General features: G+C 70.5%; 9 protein-coding genes and 5 pseudogenes. 7 read left to right on the top strand and 7 right to left on the bottom strand.

What is annotated here, in order from left to right:
• The first annotated feature begins 4 nt into the window (after nt 1-4).
• Both ACFWJO_RS06585 and ACFWJO_RS06590 read left to right on the top strand, forming a co-directional pair.
• Complete coding sequence (locus ACFWJO_RS06585; protein ID WP_386863704.1) at nt 5-3,478, top strand: DUF5682 family protein; 3,474 nt, start codon at nt 5-7, stop codon at nt 3,476-3,478.
• Nucleotides 3,475-5,349: a hypothetical protein gene (locus ACFWJO_RS06590; RefSeq protein ID WP_386863705.1), complete on the top strand. Its 1,875-nt coding sequence runs from the start codon at nt 3,475-3,477 to the stop codon at nt 5,347-5,349. Before ACFWJO_RS06585 ends, ACFWJO_RS06590 begins: the two co-directional genes overlap by 4 nt.
• Before the next feature lie 194 nt (nt 5,350-5,543).
• Here ACFWJO_RS06590 and ACFWJO_RS06595 read toward each other — a convergent pair whose 3' ends face one another.
• The 3 genes and pseudogenes from ACFWJO_RS06595 to ACFWJO_RS06605 form a co-directional block, all read right to left on the bottom strand.
• Nucleotides 5,544-5,939 (bottom strand): hypothetical protein, encoded by a 396-nt coding sequence (locus ACFWJO_RS06595; RefSeq protein WP_386863706.1) that lies wholly within the window; start codon nt 5,937-5,939, stop codon nt 5,544-5,546.
• Between the two features lie 126 nt (nt 5,940-6,065).
• Nucleotides 6,066-6,449 carry a hypothetical protein gene (locus ACFWJO_RS06600; RefSeq protein ID WP_386863707.1) on the bottom strand — a complete coding sequence of 128 codons (384 nt, stop codon included), beginning with the start codon at nt 6,447-6,449 and terminating at the stop codon, nt 6,066-6,068.
• Nucleotides 6,450-6,631: 182 nt separating this feature from the next.
• Nucleotides 6,632-6,903 (bottom strand): annotated as a pseudogene (locus tag ACFWJO_RS06605) (transposase family protein); the annotation flags it as partial.
• Nucleotides 6,904-6,993: 90 nt separating this feature from the next.
• On the opposite strand from ACFWJO_RS06605, the gene ACFWJO_RS06610 reads away from it, so the two are divergent.
• A complete protein-coding gene (locus ACFWJO_RS06610; RefSeq protein WP_386863708.1) occupies nt 6,994-7,359 on the top strand; it encodes a hypothetical protein in 366 nt (121 codons plus the stop codon).
• A 731-nt stretch (nt 7,360-8,090) separates the two neighbouring features.
• Here ACFWJO_RS06610 and ACFWJO_RS06615 read toward each other — a convergent pair.
• Together ACFWJO_RS06615 and ACFWJO_RS06620 are read right to left on the bottom strand one after the other, a co-directional pair.
• Nucleotides 8,091-8,784: pseudogene (locus tag ACFWJO_RS06615) on the bottom strand (IS5 family transposase); the annotation flags it as partial.
• A gap of 157 nt (nt 8,785-8,941) precedes the next feature.
• A complete protein-coding gene (locus ACFWJO_RS06620; RefSeq protein WP_386863709.1) occupies nt 8,942-9,466 on the bottom strand; it encodes a hypothetical protein in 525 nt (174 codons plus the stop codon).
• Nucleotides 9,467-9,686: 220 nt separating this feature from the next.
• Here ACFWJO_RS06620 and ACFWJO_RS06625 point away from each other — a divergent pair.
• Nucleotides 9,687-9,922 (top strand): annotated as a pseudogene (locus ACFWJO_RS06625) (transposase); the annotation flags it as partial.
• Nucleotides 9,923-10,330: 408 nt separating this feature from the next.
• Here ACFWJO_RS06625 and ACFWJO_RS06630 read toward each other — a convergent pair.
• Both ACFWJO_RS06630 and ACFWJO_RS06635 read right to left on the bottom strand, forming a co-directional pair.
• A pseudogene (locus ACFWJO_RS06630) lies at nt 10,331-10,701 on the bottom strand (transposase family protein); the annotation flags it as partial.
• An 80-nt stretch (nt 10,702-10,781) separates the two neighbouring features.
• Nucleotides 10,782-11,342 (bottom strand): SUKH-4 family immunity protein, encoded by a 561-nt coding sequence (locus ACFWJO_RS06635; protein WP_386863710.1) that lies wholly within the window; start codon nt 11,340-11,342, stop codon nt 10,782-10,784.
• 224 nt (nt 11,343-11,566) lie between these two features.
• Here ACFWJO_RS06635 and ACFWJO_RS06640 point away from each other — a divergent pair, with 224 nt between their 5' ends.
• The 3 genes and pseudogenes from ACFWJO_RS06640 to ACFWJO_RS06650 all read left to right on the top strand — a co-directional run bounded on the left by ACFWJO_RS06640 (nt 11,567) and on the right by ACFWJO_RS06650 (nt 13,950).
• Nucleotides 11,567-11,983, top strand: a complete 417-nt coding sequence (locus tag ACFWJO_RS06640; RefSeq protein WP_386863711.1) for a hypothetical protein — start codon at nt 11,567-11,569, stop codon at nt 11,981-11,983.
• 292 nt (nt 11,984-12,275) lie between these two features.
• Nucleotides 12,276-12,842, top strand: a pseudogene (locus tag ACFWJO_RS06645) (MFS transporter); the annotation flags it as partial.
• Nucleotides 12,843-13,176: 334 nt separating this feature from the next.
• Nucleotides 13,177-13,950, top strand: a complete 774-nt coding sequence (locus tag ACFWJO_RS06650) for a glycosyltransferase family 2 protein (RefSeq protein WP_386863712.1) — start codon at nt 13,177-13,179, stop codon at nt 13,948-13,950.
• Nucleotides 13,951-14,774 lie beyond the last annotated feature (824 nt).

The raw sequence follows: 14,774 nt of genomic DNA on the forward strand, positions 1-14,774 counted from the left end.
AACCGTGCCCCTCGACCCCCACGAGGCCGTAGCCACCCTGACCGACCCGGCGGCGCCCTACCTGATCGGCGTACGGCACCATGCGCCGTCCCTGGCCGCCGCCGTGCCCGCGCTGCTGGAGCAGGCGAAGCCCGACGTGCTGCTCGTCGAGCTCCCCGACGAGATGCAGGAGTGGCTGCCCTGGCTGGGCCATGAGGAAACACGTGCTCCGGTCGCCCTGGCAGCCGCGCCCGCCGCCGGGGGGTCTCCGGCCTTCTATCCCTTCGCCGACTTCTCACCGGAACTCGCCGCCGTGCGCTGGGCCACAGGGCGCGGGATACCGGTCGTCGCCTGCGACCTGCCGCTCGCCGACCGGGAGTGGGAGGAGGGGCCCGGCAGGCCGGGGCAGGCACCTGGCGCACCGGGGCTCTCCCACGTCCTGCGGGAGCGCCTCACCGGCCGTCCAGGGGAGGATCTGTGGGACCGGCTCGTGGAGGCCACCGCGCCGGGTTCCCCGCCCGAGGCGCTGCGCCGGGCGGCGCTGCTCACGGGCTGGGCGCTGCGCGAGGACGCGGCCGCCTCCGGCGGAGTGCCCGAGCTGGACCTGCGCCGCGAGCGGTGGATGCGCGCACGCCTGGCCGAGGCCACCGCGCGAGGCGAGCGGGCCGCCGTCGTCGTCGGGGCGTTCCACGCCCCCGCGCTGCTGTCGCCCGAGACGGCATCCGGTCCGCTCTCCGCGCCCGTGGAGCGCGCCGGCTGGGCGACCTCCCTCATCCCGTACACCTACGCGCTGCTGGACGAGCGCTCCGGCTACCCGGCGGGCATCCGGGACCCCGAGTGGCAGCACCTGGTGCTGACCGCTGCCGGAGAGCCGGCCGCACTGGAGGAGGCACTGACACGGACGGCCGTGCGGGTGTGTGCGGAGCTGCGCTCCCTCGGGCATCCCTCGGGCCCCGCCGATGCCCGGGAGATCAGCCGCCTGGCGGGTGACCTGGCCCGGCTGCGCGGGCTGCCCGCCGCGGGGCGGGGCGAACTGGTGGAGGCGGTGCAGACGGTGCTCGCCCAGGGCGAGCCCTACGGCCGCGGGCGGGCAGTGGCGCGGGCGATGGAGCGGGTGCTCGTCGGTACCCGTGTCGGCCGTCCGGCGCCCGGTGCGCCGCGCAGCGGCCTGGCCCCGGCGGTCGAGTCGGAGGTGGCCGCGCTGGGCCTGCCCGGGCCGGACAGCGGTGGTGCGCGTGATCTGCGGCTGGACCCGCTCCGCTCCCGCCTGGACCGCCGCCGCGAGCTGCTCCTGCGCCGGCTGACGGTGTGCGCCGTGCCGTACGCGCAGGCCAAGGAGGTCGTCGGCGCGGGCGGCGCCGAGGCGCTCACCTCGCGCTGGGAGATCCGCTGGACCCCCGCGACGGCGGCCATGCTGACCGCGGCCGGTGTGCGCGGAGTCACGCCCGCGCAGGCGGCCGAAGGGGTGCTGCGCGAGCGCCGGCGGGCGGAACAGGACGAGGGCGGGCCGACGGCCGCGCAAGTTCTGCACGGACTGCGGCAGGCCGCGGAGTGCGGCCTGCCGGAGCTCGCGGACGAACGGCTGGGCGAACTCGCCGACACCGCCGCGCAGGCCGGGACGCTGCCCGAACTCCTGGCCGGCCTCGCGCTGGTGGACCAGCTCCGCGCCGGTCACATCGCCGGACTCGACGCCGACGAGGAACGGGCGGGCCGAGCCGCGGCCGTGGCCGAACTGCTGACCGCGGCGGCCGTGCGCCAGGTGGACGGCCTCACCGGTTCCCAGGACCCGGCCGACGCGCACGCGTTGCTCGAACTCGCCCACCGCGCCGACGTCCCGGGCGGTATCCGGCTCACCGACGCGCTCGCCCGGCTGGCCGCCGACGGCTCGCCGCTGATGCGCGGCGCGGCGGGCGCCGTCCGCGTCCTGCTCGGGCACGAGGCGCCCGCGGTGTTCGGCGGCCGGGTCGCGTCCTGGGTGGACTCCGCCACCGGACCTGCGGCACGCTCCGCTCTCACCGACCGGCTCACCGGCGTGCTGACGGCAGCCGGACCGCTCCTGGAGGCGGCACCGTCCGCACTGGAGCCCCTCCTCGACCGCGTCGCGAGCCTGCCCGACCGGGCGTTCCTGGACCGGTTGCCGGCCCTGCGCGCAGGCTTCGACACCCTCAGCCCGGCCGCCCGCGACCGGCTCCTCACGGTCGTCGAGGAGCGCCTGGGCGCCACGCACCTGGACGACACCGGAGGCGTCGACCCCGGCGCACTCGCCGCCTGGACCCGCGCGGACCTCGCGGCCCGCGCGACGCTCCAGACCCTCGGGCTGCTGCCCGCGCCGGCCGGTCACACCTCTCCCCAACCGCACCTGGCCCCGGCTGCCGCGCCCCCCGAGGGCAGCCTCCTCGCCCCCGACGACCGCTGGCGACTGGTACTCGGCCGTCGTACGGACCGACTGCCGCCCTCCGCCGCCGGCCTGGCCACCGCGCTTGACGAGCTGTACGGAAGCGGACGCGGCGAGGGCAGCCGAGGCGGACTGCCCGGCGGCGGGACGGGCGGTGGCCGGCAGGCGCCGTACCCGGGCGTGCGGGAGTGGTCGGAGGAACTGGCCGCCCTGTTCGGGCCCGGCATCCGGGAAGAGGTGCTGGCGGCGGCGGCCGCGTCCGGCCGCACCGACGTGTTCGCCGCACTCGACCCGGACAGCGTGCGCCCGTCCGTCGACCTGTTGCGCACGGTGCTGCGGCACGCCGGCGGACTGCCGGAGGCCCGGCTGGCCGCGCTGCGGCCGCTCGTGAGGCGTCTGGTCGACGCGCTGACCCGGGAGCTGGCCACCCGCCTGCGGCCGGCGCTGCACGGCACGGCGCTGCCCCGCCCCAGCCGACGGCCCGGCGGCGCACTGGACCTGCCCCGCACCCTGCGCGCCAACCTGGCCACCGCACGGCGCGCCCCCGACGGCACGGTTCGGGTGATACCCGAACGCCCGGTCTTCCGTACCCGGGCCAAGCGCGCCGCCGACTGGCGGCTGATCCTCGTCACCGACGTGTCGGGCTCGATGGAGGCGTCGACCGTCTGGGCCGCCCTCACGGCCTCGGTCCTGGCCGGGGTGCCCACGCTGTCCACCCACTTCCTGGCCTTCTCCACGGAAGTCATCGACCTCACCGGTCATGTCGAGGACCCGCTGTCCCTGCTGCTGGAGGTCAGTGTCGGCGGCGGTACGCACATCGCGGCGGGGCTGCGGCACGCCCGTGAGCTCGTCACCGTGCCGTCACGCACGCTCGTCGTGGTGGTCAGCGACTTCGAGGAGGGTTACCCGCTCGGCGGGCTGCTCGCCGAGGTCCGCGCCCTGGTCGGGTCCGGCTGCCATGTACTGGGCTGCGCGAGCCTCGACGACGCGGGCCGCCCCCGCTACTCCACCGGCGTCGCGGGGCAGCTCGTTGCCGCGGGCATGCCGGTCGCCGCCCTCAGTCCGCTCGAACTCGCCCGCTGGGTAGGAGAGAAGATCGCATGAACCCGGGTCTCCCCGCGGTCGCCCCGTCCGTGACCGCCGAGCTGGTGGGCGCGCTGTCGCCCCGGCTCCGCAAGCGGCTGGACGCCGGTGTCGCCAAGCTGTCCGGCCGCCCGGTGACCGTGGACGGCGACACGGTGCGCCTCGCCGTGGACGACGACACCGACCTCGAACTGCACGCGCCCGGCGGGGTGGTGACCCGTCCGGACGCGATCCGCTGCGGCTGCCTCCTCGCCCCCGACTGCCTGCACCGCGCGGCCGTGGCTTCGGCGGCGCCGATCGCGGAGACGGGGGAGTGCGCACCGGCCACAGATGCCGGGTCCGCACCGGACGGCGCATCGGCCACGGCTCCCGGGTCACCCCACGCACCGGCGGTGCAGACAAGGCCGGCCAAGGCGGCACAGGCGAACGCCGGTGACCTCCCGGCCCCCGCTGCCACCGCGGAGCCCGCATCCGGCTCGGATCCCGGGCCGCAGGCGCAGCCCGACCCGGCCGCCGCAACCGCCACCCCGGCCCAGCACACCGCCGCCCGTGCCCTGCACACCGCCGCGGCCCACGTGCTCGACGCGGGGACGGACGGCGCCGGGGCCGTGCTTCAGGCGGAGTTGCTGCGGGCCGCGCACACCGCGCGACTGGCCGGACTGCCCAGGGCCGCCGCCTCCGCGGTGTCCGTGGTCACCGGGCTGCGCGCGGCCCGCGCCGCCGATCCGGCATACCGGCTCGCCGACCTCGTCGCCACGCTCCGGGAAGTCCTCGGCACCGCGCACCGCCTCCCGCGCGCCATCGGCCAAGAGCTGACCACGCTGCGCGGCGCCGTGCGCCAGCCCTACCGCCCCGACGGCTCGCTGCGCCTGTACGGCCTCTTCTCCGAGCCGGTCCTCACGACGACCGGCTACGCGGGGGCGGTGACCTGGACCGCCGACGCCCAGGGCCGCCTGTACACGGTCTCCGACGTGGCGCCCGGCGGCGCGAGCCGGGCAGTGGGTGCGGCCGACCGCGCCGTGCGCATCGGCGACACAGCCCTGACCCACCGTGAACTGTCACGGGCAGGGCTGGCCGTGTCCGGCGCGACCGTCTCCCCGACCGGCCGGCTCGGCGCCGGGGCGGGCGTACGGGCAGTGCGCGCGTCCGGCGTGGCCTGGCACGCCGCGCCCCTGGACCAGCTGTGGGCCGTACCCGCAGCAGACCAGGCCGTACGCGCTCTCGCCGAGGACACCCACCACGACCTCCTGTTCCTCGACGTCACCCTCGGCGGCACCGTCCGTGAGGCGGCGGGCGACTGTCTGCTCGCCGCATGCGGCGGCCTGACCGTCAGGCTCACCGCCGCCCACGACGATCCCTCGCTTCCGCACCGCGACAACCTGCGTCTGCTGGCCGCGGCCAGGGGAAGCCGGTTGCGGATCGTGGCCCGGCTGGTCCCGGCCGCGCACGCCCGCGCCCAGCTCCTCGCCGTCAGCCACCCGACCGACCCCGACGCCCGACTCGACACCGGCCTCGACCGCCTCCAGCTCGCGGACCTGCCCGCACCCTCGCAGACCGACCCCGTAGCGGCACCACCCGTGCCCGAAGATCCTCCCTTGCACCTCCTACGCCGCCGCGTCCACCAGGCCGTCTCTGGCGGACGCCGAGTGCTGGCCTTCCCTGGGGACGGAGCCGCCGACAGCGGACGACTGCGGCGCATCGGACTCGGCACGGCGGCAGAACTCCTCGACGAACTGCACGCGGCGGCCGCCGACCGTACCCGTGACGCTTTCGGCCGTCTCCTCCCGGCCGACCTCGACCGCTTCGCCCACGCCTGGCTCGCCGCCGCCCACTACACCACGGAGGTTGACCGTGCACTGTGCGCCACGGCGTGGGGAGCGGACGCCCATTGAGCCCACGGCGCCGCGGGCCGCGACCAGGCCGAAACCCGGTCCGGGTCGAGGTGTGCTCGACCTGGCCAACACCATGGACCCCAGCTCGTACCGCCGCGTTCGGCATGGCCCCGGGGCCAGGATGATCCATCTGTCCGACCGCATCGATGAGACCCGCTCGGCGGAGTGGGCGGCGGTCAAGAACTGATCTCTGGTCAGAGTCCGTACGGGTAGAGCGCGATCCTCTCGCGCTCGATGAACAGCTCGACCCGTGTGCCGGCAACACCCTCGGGCAGCGGATCAGCGAGGTCCAGCAGAATCTGAGTGCCATCGAGGTCCAGCACGGCGGCGCCGTCCACTGTGAGGTCCAGCCGTCCCCGCAGGGCAACGCAGTGCCCGCCGGGCCGGACTCCCGGTCCGACGCCGACGGCCGGTTTCGCGTTCCGCCCCCAGACGATGTCCTCGTCTACCGTCCAATCGACGTGATACTTGCCCGGCTTCGCGGCTTGGTCACCGCACCAGCGGACCGCTGTCCCTCCGAACGGGGTCTGGATCTGGGCCAGCCAGGGGCTCCAGGGAAACTTTGAGACCTTCACCAGTTCGACCAGCATCGTTCGATGCAGCATCCGAGTTACTGCCGGATCCAATGAAGTCTCGGCGCTGCCGGGCAAAGGTTCGCCGGAGCATGTGCGTCAAGAAGCCCGCGTGAACAGCGTTAACACAGCCTGACCTGCACGTCACCACAGGTGCAGGAAGCTCCGGACGTCGTCATAGCCGTCGAGGGCCCGACCGTCCACGTCCGTCGAGTCCGCCTCGGCCCGCGCCGCCAGCGATTCCACCAGCGCCAGGGCTTCATCACTGAGGCGCCCGAAGCGCCGGGCGGCGTGGCCCAGGCACAGGCCGGCCAGCCCAAGCAGCGGACTCCCCGACACAGCCCGCGTCCCGACCTGCACGCACCAGTACTCGATGAACTCCGCGTCGTCGTCGTTCAACGCGGTCCCGACCAGGACTCCCGCCGCCTCACCTTCCGCCGAGCGGTCACGCAGGGCCCGCTCCACCGTCCCGACCACCACCTTGTGAGGCGGCGCAGCAGGGCTCTCGAAGCTCAGATGAGAATCCACCCCGCGAGACTACGCGGACCGCAACCAACCGCTACCTCCCGCCGCCCCGTCCGGCCCGTAGGACGGGGCGAACGTTGCGCGACGTGCCACCAGGACCTGTCCCGCGATCACGGCGCCAGTCTGCATAGCCTGAGGGCAGCACCCCAGGGGGCGTGCTGCAGGGAATTCGGCCTGGCCTGGCTGCCGACGTGTGGGATCATGATGCGGTCCGCTGCCGACTTCGAGATCCCGAACGACGAGGCCAGTTATCGCATGGTCAGGTTCGTTCGCCAGTACGCTACGCGGTGACCAGCAACGCCTGGTTCGCCAGCGGAAGGCTCCACGGCCGACCCTTGCGGGCCGTGTCCGCACCCGCGTGACGCAGCACCGTCACCTGCTTCCCGAAGGCACGCGGACTGAGCCCGGAGAACGGCGTTATCAACGACGGCTCTGACGCTGAGATCACACCAGCCACATCGAGATCATTTTCGTCCACGTGACTACTTCTTGGGAGAGCCACCGGGGGCTCTCGTCGGCTGTTCTCACGAAGTGCGACACTCTGCACGTGATCTATCCCGCGACAGACCAGCTGTCCTCCGCCGAACGCGCCTTCATGATCAACGCCACCGAGATCGACATCCTCCCCGGGGTCTGGGGCGACCTCGACGAGCCGCTGGTCTCAGGCCCTGCAGCGGCTCTCGTCCCGATCCTCCTTCCCCTCGTCGACAGAGGATGGATCGAAGTCTGCCGGCTCGTGCCCTGGACAGCTCCCGATGGCGCTCTCGGTGCACAGCCCGGTCCTCCCATCGCGAAGCAGGACCTTCCCGCAGTCCTGGCGAACGCCGAGAACTGGGAGTATCCGCGATCCGGCACGTGGCTGGGCTGTCTCACCCTGACCCTCACCGCAGCAGGACGGAGGATTCCACGCTGACACCCAGTCTCAGCGGCACAAATCCGCTCTCTGCAAGGTCCTCCATGACTGCCGCCTCAAAGACGAAGGCGTTCACCGCAACGTGCTCGGCATGAGCCCTTCAACCTCACCCATGCGGGTAAAGCGCGGCGTTGCTGGTCAAGCGGCACGCCGTAGTTCACATCGAAACAGCTCTGAGAACTCCTAACAGAATGCAGCCCGCCCTCCTCCACCCAGGTGGCAGGGCGGTTGTTTGGCACAGGGTGTGGCTCCCCGCGGTTCCTGTGGGCCTGTCCGGTCAGTGCCGCAAGCAAGTGTCCGGATGTGACCTGTGATGTGTGTGGACACCGGATGCGGTGGGTGCCGGTGACGGAGCCCCTGATGGAATGGAGCCTGCCAGTGAAGGAGCGATGGTTCTGTCCCTGGTGCTACGCATGGACCGAGCTGGGATACCGACCCAAGGAGGTCGCACGGCCCCAATACGAGCCCGTGAACCGGCGTTGGGAGCGGGCGGAGTCGCCGGATCTACCCGAGGACGTGGCCCATGGCTACGGATACTTCGGCTCGACCCTGTGCGGCATAGAGCGCGGTAGCCTGTCCGCCTCTCCCTACCGGTGGGTGCCCGAATGGCCCGATGCCTGCCCAGGCTGCAAGAAGGCGGCGGTCGTCATCGACGAGCGCTGGCCGGCGGAGATGCGCGGGGGGAAGCGGATCAATCCCGTTCCTCCACCCGGCTCGGACTGGCCTCCCTTCTAGGCCACTCGACGTGCTGCGGTGAGCTGTCTCCAACAGATCAGTGCGCATCCGAGTCTGAGGAACGCTTCGTGGATGTCATCGCGTATCTCCCAGCGGGTCCGCAGCTGTCGGAACCAGTGCAGATGGGCGAACGCGTGCTCCGCGCCCCAGCGCTGGGTGCCCAGTCCGGAGCCGTGCTCGGTGCCGCGGCGGGCGATCAAATCCTTCACGCCGAGGTCCCAGACCAGGCCGCGGTACTTGTCGTGATCGTAGCCACGTTCGCCCAGCACCACGTCCGGGCGACGCCGGGGCCGGCCGCGCTTGCCCCGCACGGGCGGCACGGCCTGGAGAAGTGGGATCAGCTGGGTGACGTCGTTGCCACGGCCGCCGGTCAAGGTGATGGCGAGCGGGATGCCGGTGGCGTCGGTGATCAGATGATGCTTGCTGCCTGGCCTGGCCCGGTCGACAGGACTTCATCCACTCTTGGATCCCGCTGCAACGCCCGGACGTGGGAGCCGTCGACTGCAGCGAGGGAGAAGCCCAGAGCGTCCGCACCACGGAGTTCGGGAAGCAGCACCGCATGCAGGCGAGGCCAGTTACCGGCCTGGTCCACTCGGTCAGGCGACGCCGGCAGGTCATGCTCGAGACGAAGCCAAGTTCCTACGACAGGTTTTCCCAGACGATCGCGGTATGCAGCGCCAACAGAATTCCCTGAAACCATCTAACGCAGTCGTAGCTTTCGGAGCTGACTGCGTCCAGAGAGTTCACCTCCAGCCGGGCCAGCTGCTACGGAAGGCCACGGGGCGTTCCTCACGAACCTCCCACTGAGAGTCTCTGAAGACAGCGTCCTACTCCGCTGCCCTGACTTTCAGCCGGTGGTGAACTCCGCGTCCCCCTTTCCGAACAGACGTGTCAGCCCTGTCGGGTTCCCGTCAAATTTTCCAGTGAGGAGCTGCAGCAGGAATTCCGTCATGGTGCAGTCGTAAACGGTCCAGCCACCTCCGTGCGTAAAGACAGCCACAGGCCACGTGTCAGGTTCGCCGCCGCTTGTGATCCAGCCCAGTACATCCGCTTCGGCTGTCTCACCCCAGACCATGATGTCCGCCGGTCCGTAGCGCTCGGCGTGCAACGGGTCGTTCCACTCGTCGACCTCCGGCAGGTCGAGAACGTCCGCCGGGAGCCTTGAGGTGTGACGCGAAGGAAGATGAGGATTGGTGCTCGGAGCGAAGACGGCCAGCATTCCGTCGATTTCACCGCTGCCGTAGACGGACAGGAAGTCCCTGTAATCAGACGGGAATCGGGTGCCGTACGCCGTCGCGATGTCGTCCCAGTCGATGAAGGTCCCCATGCCCGACGGCTGCATGAGGTGTCGAAGTCGCTCAAGGGCGGTCATGGTCTTTCTCATCTTTCGTAGTCCAGCCAGTCTTGCCCTCGTATGGGAACCGGCTCTCCGCCTTCGATGACTCGGCTGAGGTCGTGCCAGTGGCGTGTCCCAGGCCCGTAGGTCAGGTTAGGGACATCATCACACCAGCAGCGAGCGCCCTGCGGACCGGCGGGTTCAACCGCGCACCGACACCATTAGGCGATGACAAAGCCACTCAACGACTCGCGACCAGGTCGACGCCGCCTGCCTTAGCGTCACTCAGCTCGCAGCGGCGACGGAAGAGGCGTTCCTCGCATACCCTGATGCGGACATCATCACGAGCTTCCCGGGCTGTCTGTATTGTCCGGGGCGCGCGTCCTCGCCGAGATCGGGGACGACCGCGAACGATTCGCAGCCGCCAGAGCCATGAAGGCATACGCCGGAGCGGCACCTGTGACGCGAGCCTCCGGTCGAAGCCATGTGGTAGTGGGCCCCACCAGCCGGCCGTCAGCCATCGAGATCGGCCCCTCGAAAACAGTCGTGAAAGAAGGACCCGGCCGCAGCCCCTCGTCGAGCGGCTCGGTGAAGAGCCGGACCTTTATGAGTCGAACCTGAGCCTGAACCCGGACCACCACATGGGTGTCGCACCCGACCGCGGCCTAGCCTCCCAGCGCCAACACCGGCAGCCAGTCGGTCGACCCCAACGCCATAACCGGATGATTCACCGGAAACTCGACGCCGGCGACCTGCATATTTGGCCCCCTCCCGTGTCAGCCTCATGACGCGCCGCGATGTTATCGGGTGGCTCCGACAGGCGAAGCACATCACGTCCGACCACTGAGGTCGGACGTGACGCCGCCACCCCCTGATTTGACCTCCAGCGACATGAGATGTCTTGGACTGCTCCGCCACGCTGTGGTCCCGCGTCGGCACCAGGTGCCGTGCACAATCTGCACCGTGTCTCTGAGGAAGCGTCTACGCGGCCGCAGCGCGAGCAAAGGACCGAGCTGGCTCACGATCCGCCTGCTGCCGACTTCGAGATCCCGAAGAGAGGACCCAGTTGCCGCAAGGTCAGGTTGTTCCGCCAAGACGCGGCAACCAGCAGCACCCCTGTCTTCCAGCGGCAGCCTCCACGGACGGCCCCTGCGCACCAGAGGCGGACCGCCCCGCGGCAGCAGGGTGATCAGCTTCCCGAACTGCTTCGGACTGAGCCCGGAGTACGGCGCTATCCACGACTGCTCCGACGCCGTGATGACAGCCCCCATATGAAGATCATCTCAGCCGTGGGCGGCCTGGCATCCCCGCAGGCCCGTAAACATACGGCCCCGGCTCTGTCGGGCCGAGGTCAGTAGGGCCAGCGGTCCAGGAGCCCGGGCCAGAGAAACCCCTCATAGCAGTTGAAGGCCGCCGGGTCGATCTCCTTCAGCTCCTCGGTCAGCCGGTTCAGCTCGGCGAAAGCCCGCTCTTCCTCCTCTTCGGAGAGGTACTCCTCGGAGCCCTCCGGCTCGCGGAGAAGCTCTGAGGCGGTGACGCGACTACCGTAGTGGTGAAGGACGTCGAGCCACACATCGACACCCGAGTCTGCGAACCATGCCTCCCCGTCCGGCAAGACGAAGCAGACCGTCCCGGTCTCCGGCTCGACGCCGAATGATGACCGCTCGGCCTGATCATCGGGGCCCGCCTGCTCGGTGAGACGGTAGAGCGAGCCGCGGGACGTGAGCAGGACTGGCCCAGCCTCGCTCTGCATCACGACTCGTTCGATGAGGCGCGCAGCTACCGGGATGCCTACCTCGACGAGCTGCGCCTTCATGAAGCTGGAGATCCGCCAGCCGGCCACAACGTCCCGTCCGGCTCGCGTGACTTGCCCCAGACCCGCCCACTCGGTCAGCTGGTCGTAGGTCGCCACCGAACGATCCTCTTTCGTCGGCTGTGGCGCTGACCCCATCGAGCCAGCCTCAGGTCAAGGCACGGGCGCGCTTGCGGGAAAGCCCTTAACAGGTCGTTTCACAATGAGGATGACGAGGACTGTGCGGTCGTGCTCGGCTTCGTCCGTAAGATCGCTCCATGCCTGCTGACGAACGTGTAACTCGGTCCATGTGTCGTGTCCAGCCGATATCAAATCCTCGGCCGATGCCGGAGCTGCCGCAGCGAATCTGGTCAGATGAGGACTGGGAGCGGATCCAGCGTGGCTACGGCGCGCGGGACATGGACGAGAAGTGGGACGTCTTTACAGAGGGTGCGGTTGTCTTCCTGCATCGAAGCTGGACCGGTTACGGCGTGTTCGAAGCGACCTTCGCGCCGGTTGATGGCGGTGGATGGCGGATCGTCAGTGCCGTGGTAGAGCGTGATCCCGAACGCTATGGAGGCACGGACGATGCCTACGACTGCGTCATGCTCGAGTTGGTCATCACCGCCATCGTGCTTGGCGAACCAGCGCCTGACCTCCGATGGAAGCTTGTGGAGTTGGCCCGTCGAAAGCCGCGCTCTGCTGCTGCCCCAGCTGGCCTGATTCAGCACAGCGCCCTGGGTCTGCGCTCAGATTCCTAGTCCATCACTTGGAGCGGCCACACAGACATCGGATGCAGATCAGGCTGCAGGCCAGTTCGAGCAGGTCCTGGTGGAGATCGGCGCGTCGTTCGTAAGCGGGTGCGGAGCGCCCGCCACCATCGTCCGCCCAATGGCCGAGCCCACACACCCCACATCGCCGAAGCACGCTGATCACCACCATCGGCCTATTTCTCCACGCCCCAGAGACAGGCAAGCACGCGCAGCAGACTTGCCACACCACGCCGGGCGGCTCCACGAAGGGCTACACCGCACCGGCGACGCCCGTACGAGCCGCCGCGGCGTGGCGCTCGGCACGCCCGTCATGGTCCCTACCCGGTTCGTCATGGTCGCGATCACGACGATGACGCCGGTCCACATGCACGACCACGGCCACGGCGCCGCCGCCTCCAGCCTCGTCATCGCCCTCCACATCCGCGCCATGTACCTGCCCTCACTGATTACAGGTCGGCTCGTCGACCTGCACGCCCCGATGGCGATCGCCGCGGCGACCGGCGTCACGCTCCTGGCCGCTGGCCTCCTCGCCGCGTTCGCCTCCGGCGACTCCGTCGTGCTTCTTGGCCTCCCGCTCATCCTGCTGGGCCAGGGTTGGAACTTCGGCCTCGTCTCCGGAACTACCGTGATCACCGACTCCGTGCCCCTCGCCACCCGGGTCAAGACCCAGGGCACGGTCGACGTCTCCATCGCCGTCTCCGACGCGGCGGCGGGCGGCATGTCCTCCGGGATCGTGGTTGCAGCTGTCGGCTACTCCCCGCTCGCGTTCACCGGGTCCTCCTCTCTAGCCCTCCTGGCTGTCGTCGCCCGCGGTCCGCGGGATCCGCTGAACGGCGTCGGCGAGTAGGCCGTTGTCAGAGGTGCAGGTAGTTCAGGCCGGAGCCGTAGCCTTGCTCGCCCTCCAGGCCAGCCCCAGCCGATGCCGCTGCCCCCGACGCCACGTAAGGGCCAGGGTGTACGCGGAGGCCTCGGGTCCGTCAGGGTCGAGCAGCCGATGGCCTTGGTGTGGGTCGGCCGTTCCGAGACCGGGCCGACGACACGGTGGCCCACCTCTGTAGCGCGAACCGGCCAGTGGGATCCCCACATGAGCTTTGACCAGCGATAAGCATCTGCGTGGCAGCTCCTGCTCGACAGCGGTGCTTGAATGGACCGTCGTTCTTGGTCTGGCAAGGAGAAGCGCTGTGCCCCTGGTGTCTGTCGTGATGCCCGTGTACAACTCGGCAGCCACTCTCGGCGCAGCCGTCCGGTCGGTGCTCACGCAGACCCACGCCGACCTGGAGCTGCTGATCACCGACGACCAGTCCTCCGACGGCTCCATGGACCTGCTCCGCGAGTTCGCCGAGCGGGACGAGCGCGTCCGGCCGGCGCCGGCGCCCGAACGAGGCGGCGCGGGCCGGGCCCGCAACCTTGCGATCGAGCGGGCCCGCGGGGACTACGTCGCTTTTCTCGACAGCGACGACATGTGGCTTCCGGAGAAGATCGAGAAGCAGCTCGCCTTCGCTGCCGAAGGTGATGCGCCGCTGACGTTCACCTCGTACTTCAAGATGGACGCCGACCATGACGGCGAGAGCACCGACTGGGTCCCGAACGGTCGGGTGGTCCGTGCGCGGGAGCACGTGGACTACCGCGACATGCTGGTCCGGGACCACATCGGTGCGCTTACCGCCATGTACGACCGCAAGGTCCTGGGCACGAGGCTCATGCCGGAGATGCTCAAGCGCCAGGACTACGCCCTCTGGCTGTCGATCATGCGGGATGGCGCTGACGCCCGGGGCCTGGCCGAGCCGCTTGCGGTGTACAGGGCCCATCAGGCGGGATCGCTGTCCTCCAACAAGCTGTCGCTCGTGCAGTACAACTGGGCTCTCTACCGTGAGCACGAGAATCTGTCGGTTCCGCGGGCGACGCGAGCCCTGGCCGGCGCCGTGTGGCAGTCGCTGCGAAACGCGCGCATCTAGATCCCTACAGGCCCCCGGGGAGCGGTGCGTAGCCACTTCCGTGGTGCCCGACCGGAACCGCCCCCTGACCGCGCCGCATGCTCGGCGACCACAAGCAGGCCGTGCCCTGGCCGAGCCGGGCATCGACTTGCTCCTTGGGCAGGGAAGGTAGCCGAGGTCGGGGCGGGCGCTGAGTACGCTTGCCAACGCCCCGTACCCTCAGGGCATCCGGACCAGGCCGTACCGGCGGCGCGGCGCGCACGGCTTTGGCCGGGGAAGCGGACGACCAGCAGGGCTGGGGGGCGGCCTTCCTCATCCTCGGCATCGCGCGGCGGGACTCAGGAGGCCAGGAGGAGGCCGCCGGGGTCGGCGTCGAAATCGAAAGCCCTCAGCCGTCCGCCGGCAAGGTCGGAAGCGGTCCTCGCTGGGGCAGGCGCTGGAGTCCCGCCCCGGGGCCACGCAGCCTTCGACTCGGGTGGGCGGACAGCCTTCAATGGGGACATGTCTGGCCGGTCATGTGACCACTGCGTGCCTGAGGCACCCCGTGGGGCATGGGGCGGCGTGATTTGAGTGATGCCGAGTGGGAAGCGGCTGCGGCCGTCCCCGCCGGTCAGTAACCGGCGCCGCCGCTGGGTGGCAGGGTTCCCGGCGCGCAGGCGTCCACGAGCGGTCCGGACCGGTCCCGGGCATGGCCGGGGGATAGCGCGCCGAACCGCATCGGCCGGTCCAGGTATCGGCTTCGCTGACCAGATGAAGATCCGCCGCAGGGTGGGCGCGTGGCCGAAGTGGGGCGGCGTCGGCCGGCCGCGACGACGACGGGCCCGGCCCGGGCGCCCACAGGCGCT

It is taken from the genome of Streptomyces sp. NPDC127092, from assembly GCF_042722475.1.
In the GTDB taxonomy this organism is placed as follows: domain Bacteria; phylum Actinomycetota; class Actinomycetes; order Streptomycetales; family Streptomycetaceae; genus Streptomyces.

Bases quoted from the DNA above. Each gene is read 5' to 3' on its own strand.
- ACFWJO_RS06590 (WP_386863705.1), top strand. From the start codon at position 3,475: ATGAACCCGGGTCTCCCCGCGGTCGCCCCGTCCGTGACCGCCGAGCTG.
- ACFWJO_RS06595 (WP_386863706.1), bottom strand. From the start codon at position 5,939: ATGCTGGTCGAACTGGTGAAGGTCTCAAAGTTTCCCTGGAGCCCCTGG.
- ACFWJO_RS06620 (WP_386863709.1), bottom strand. From the start codon at position 9,466: ATGACCGCCCTTGAGCGACTTCGACACCTCATGCAGCCGTCGGGCATG.
- ACFWJO_RS06640 (WP_386863711.1), top strand. From the start codon at position 11,567: ATGCCGGAGCTGCCGCAGCGAATCTGGTCAGATGAGGACTGGGAGCGG.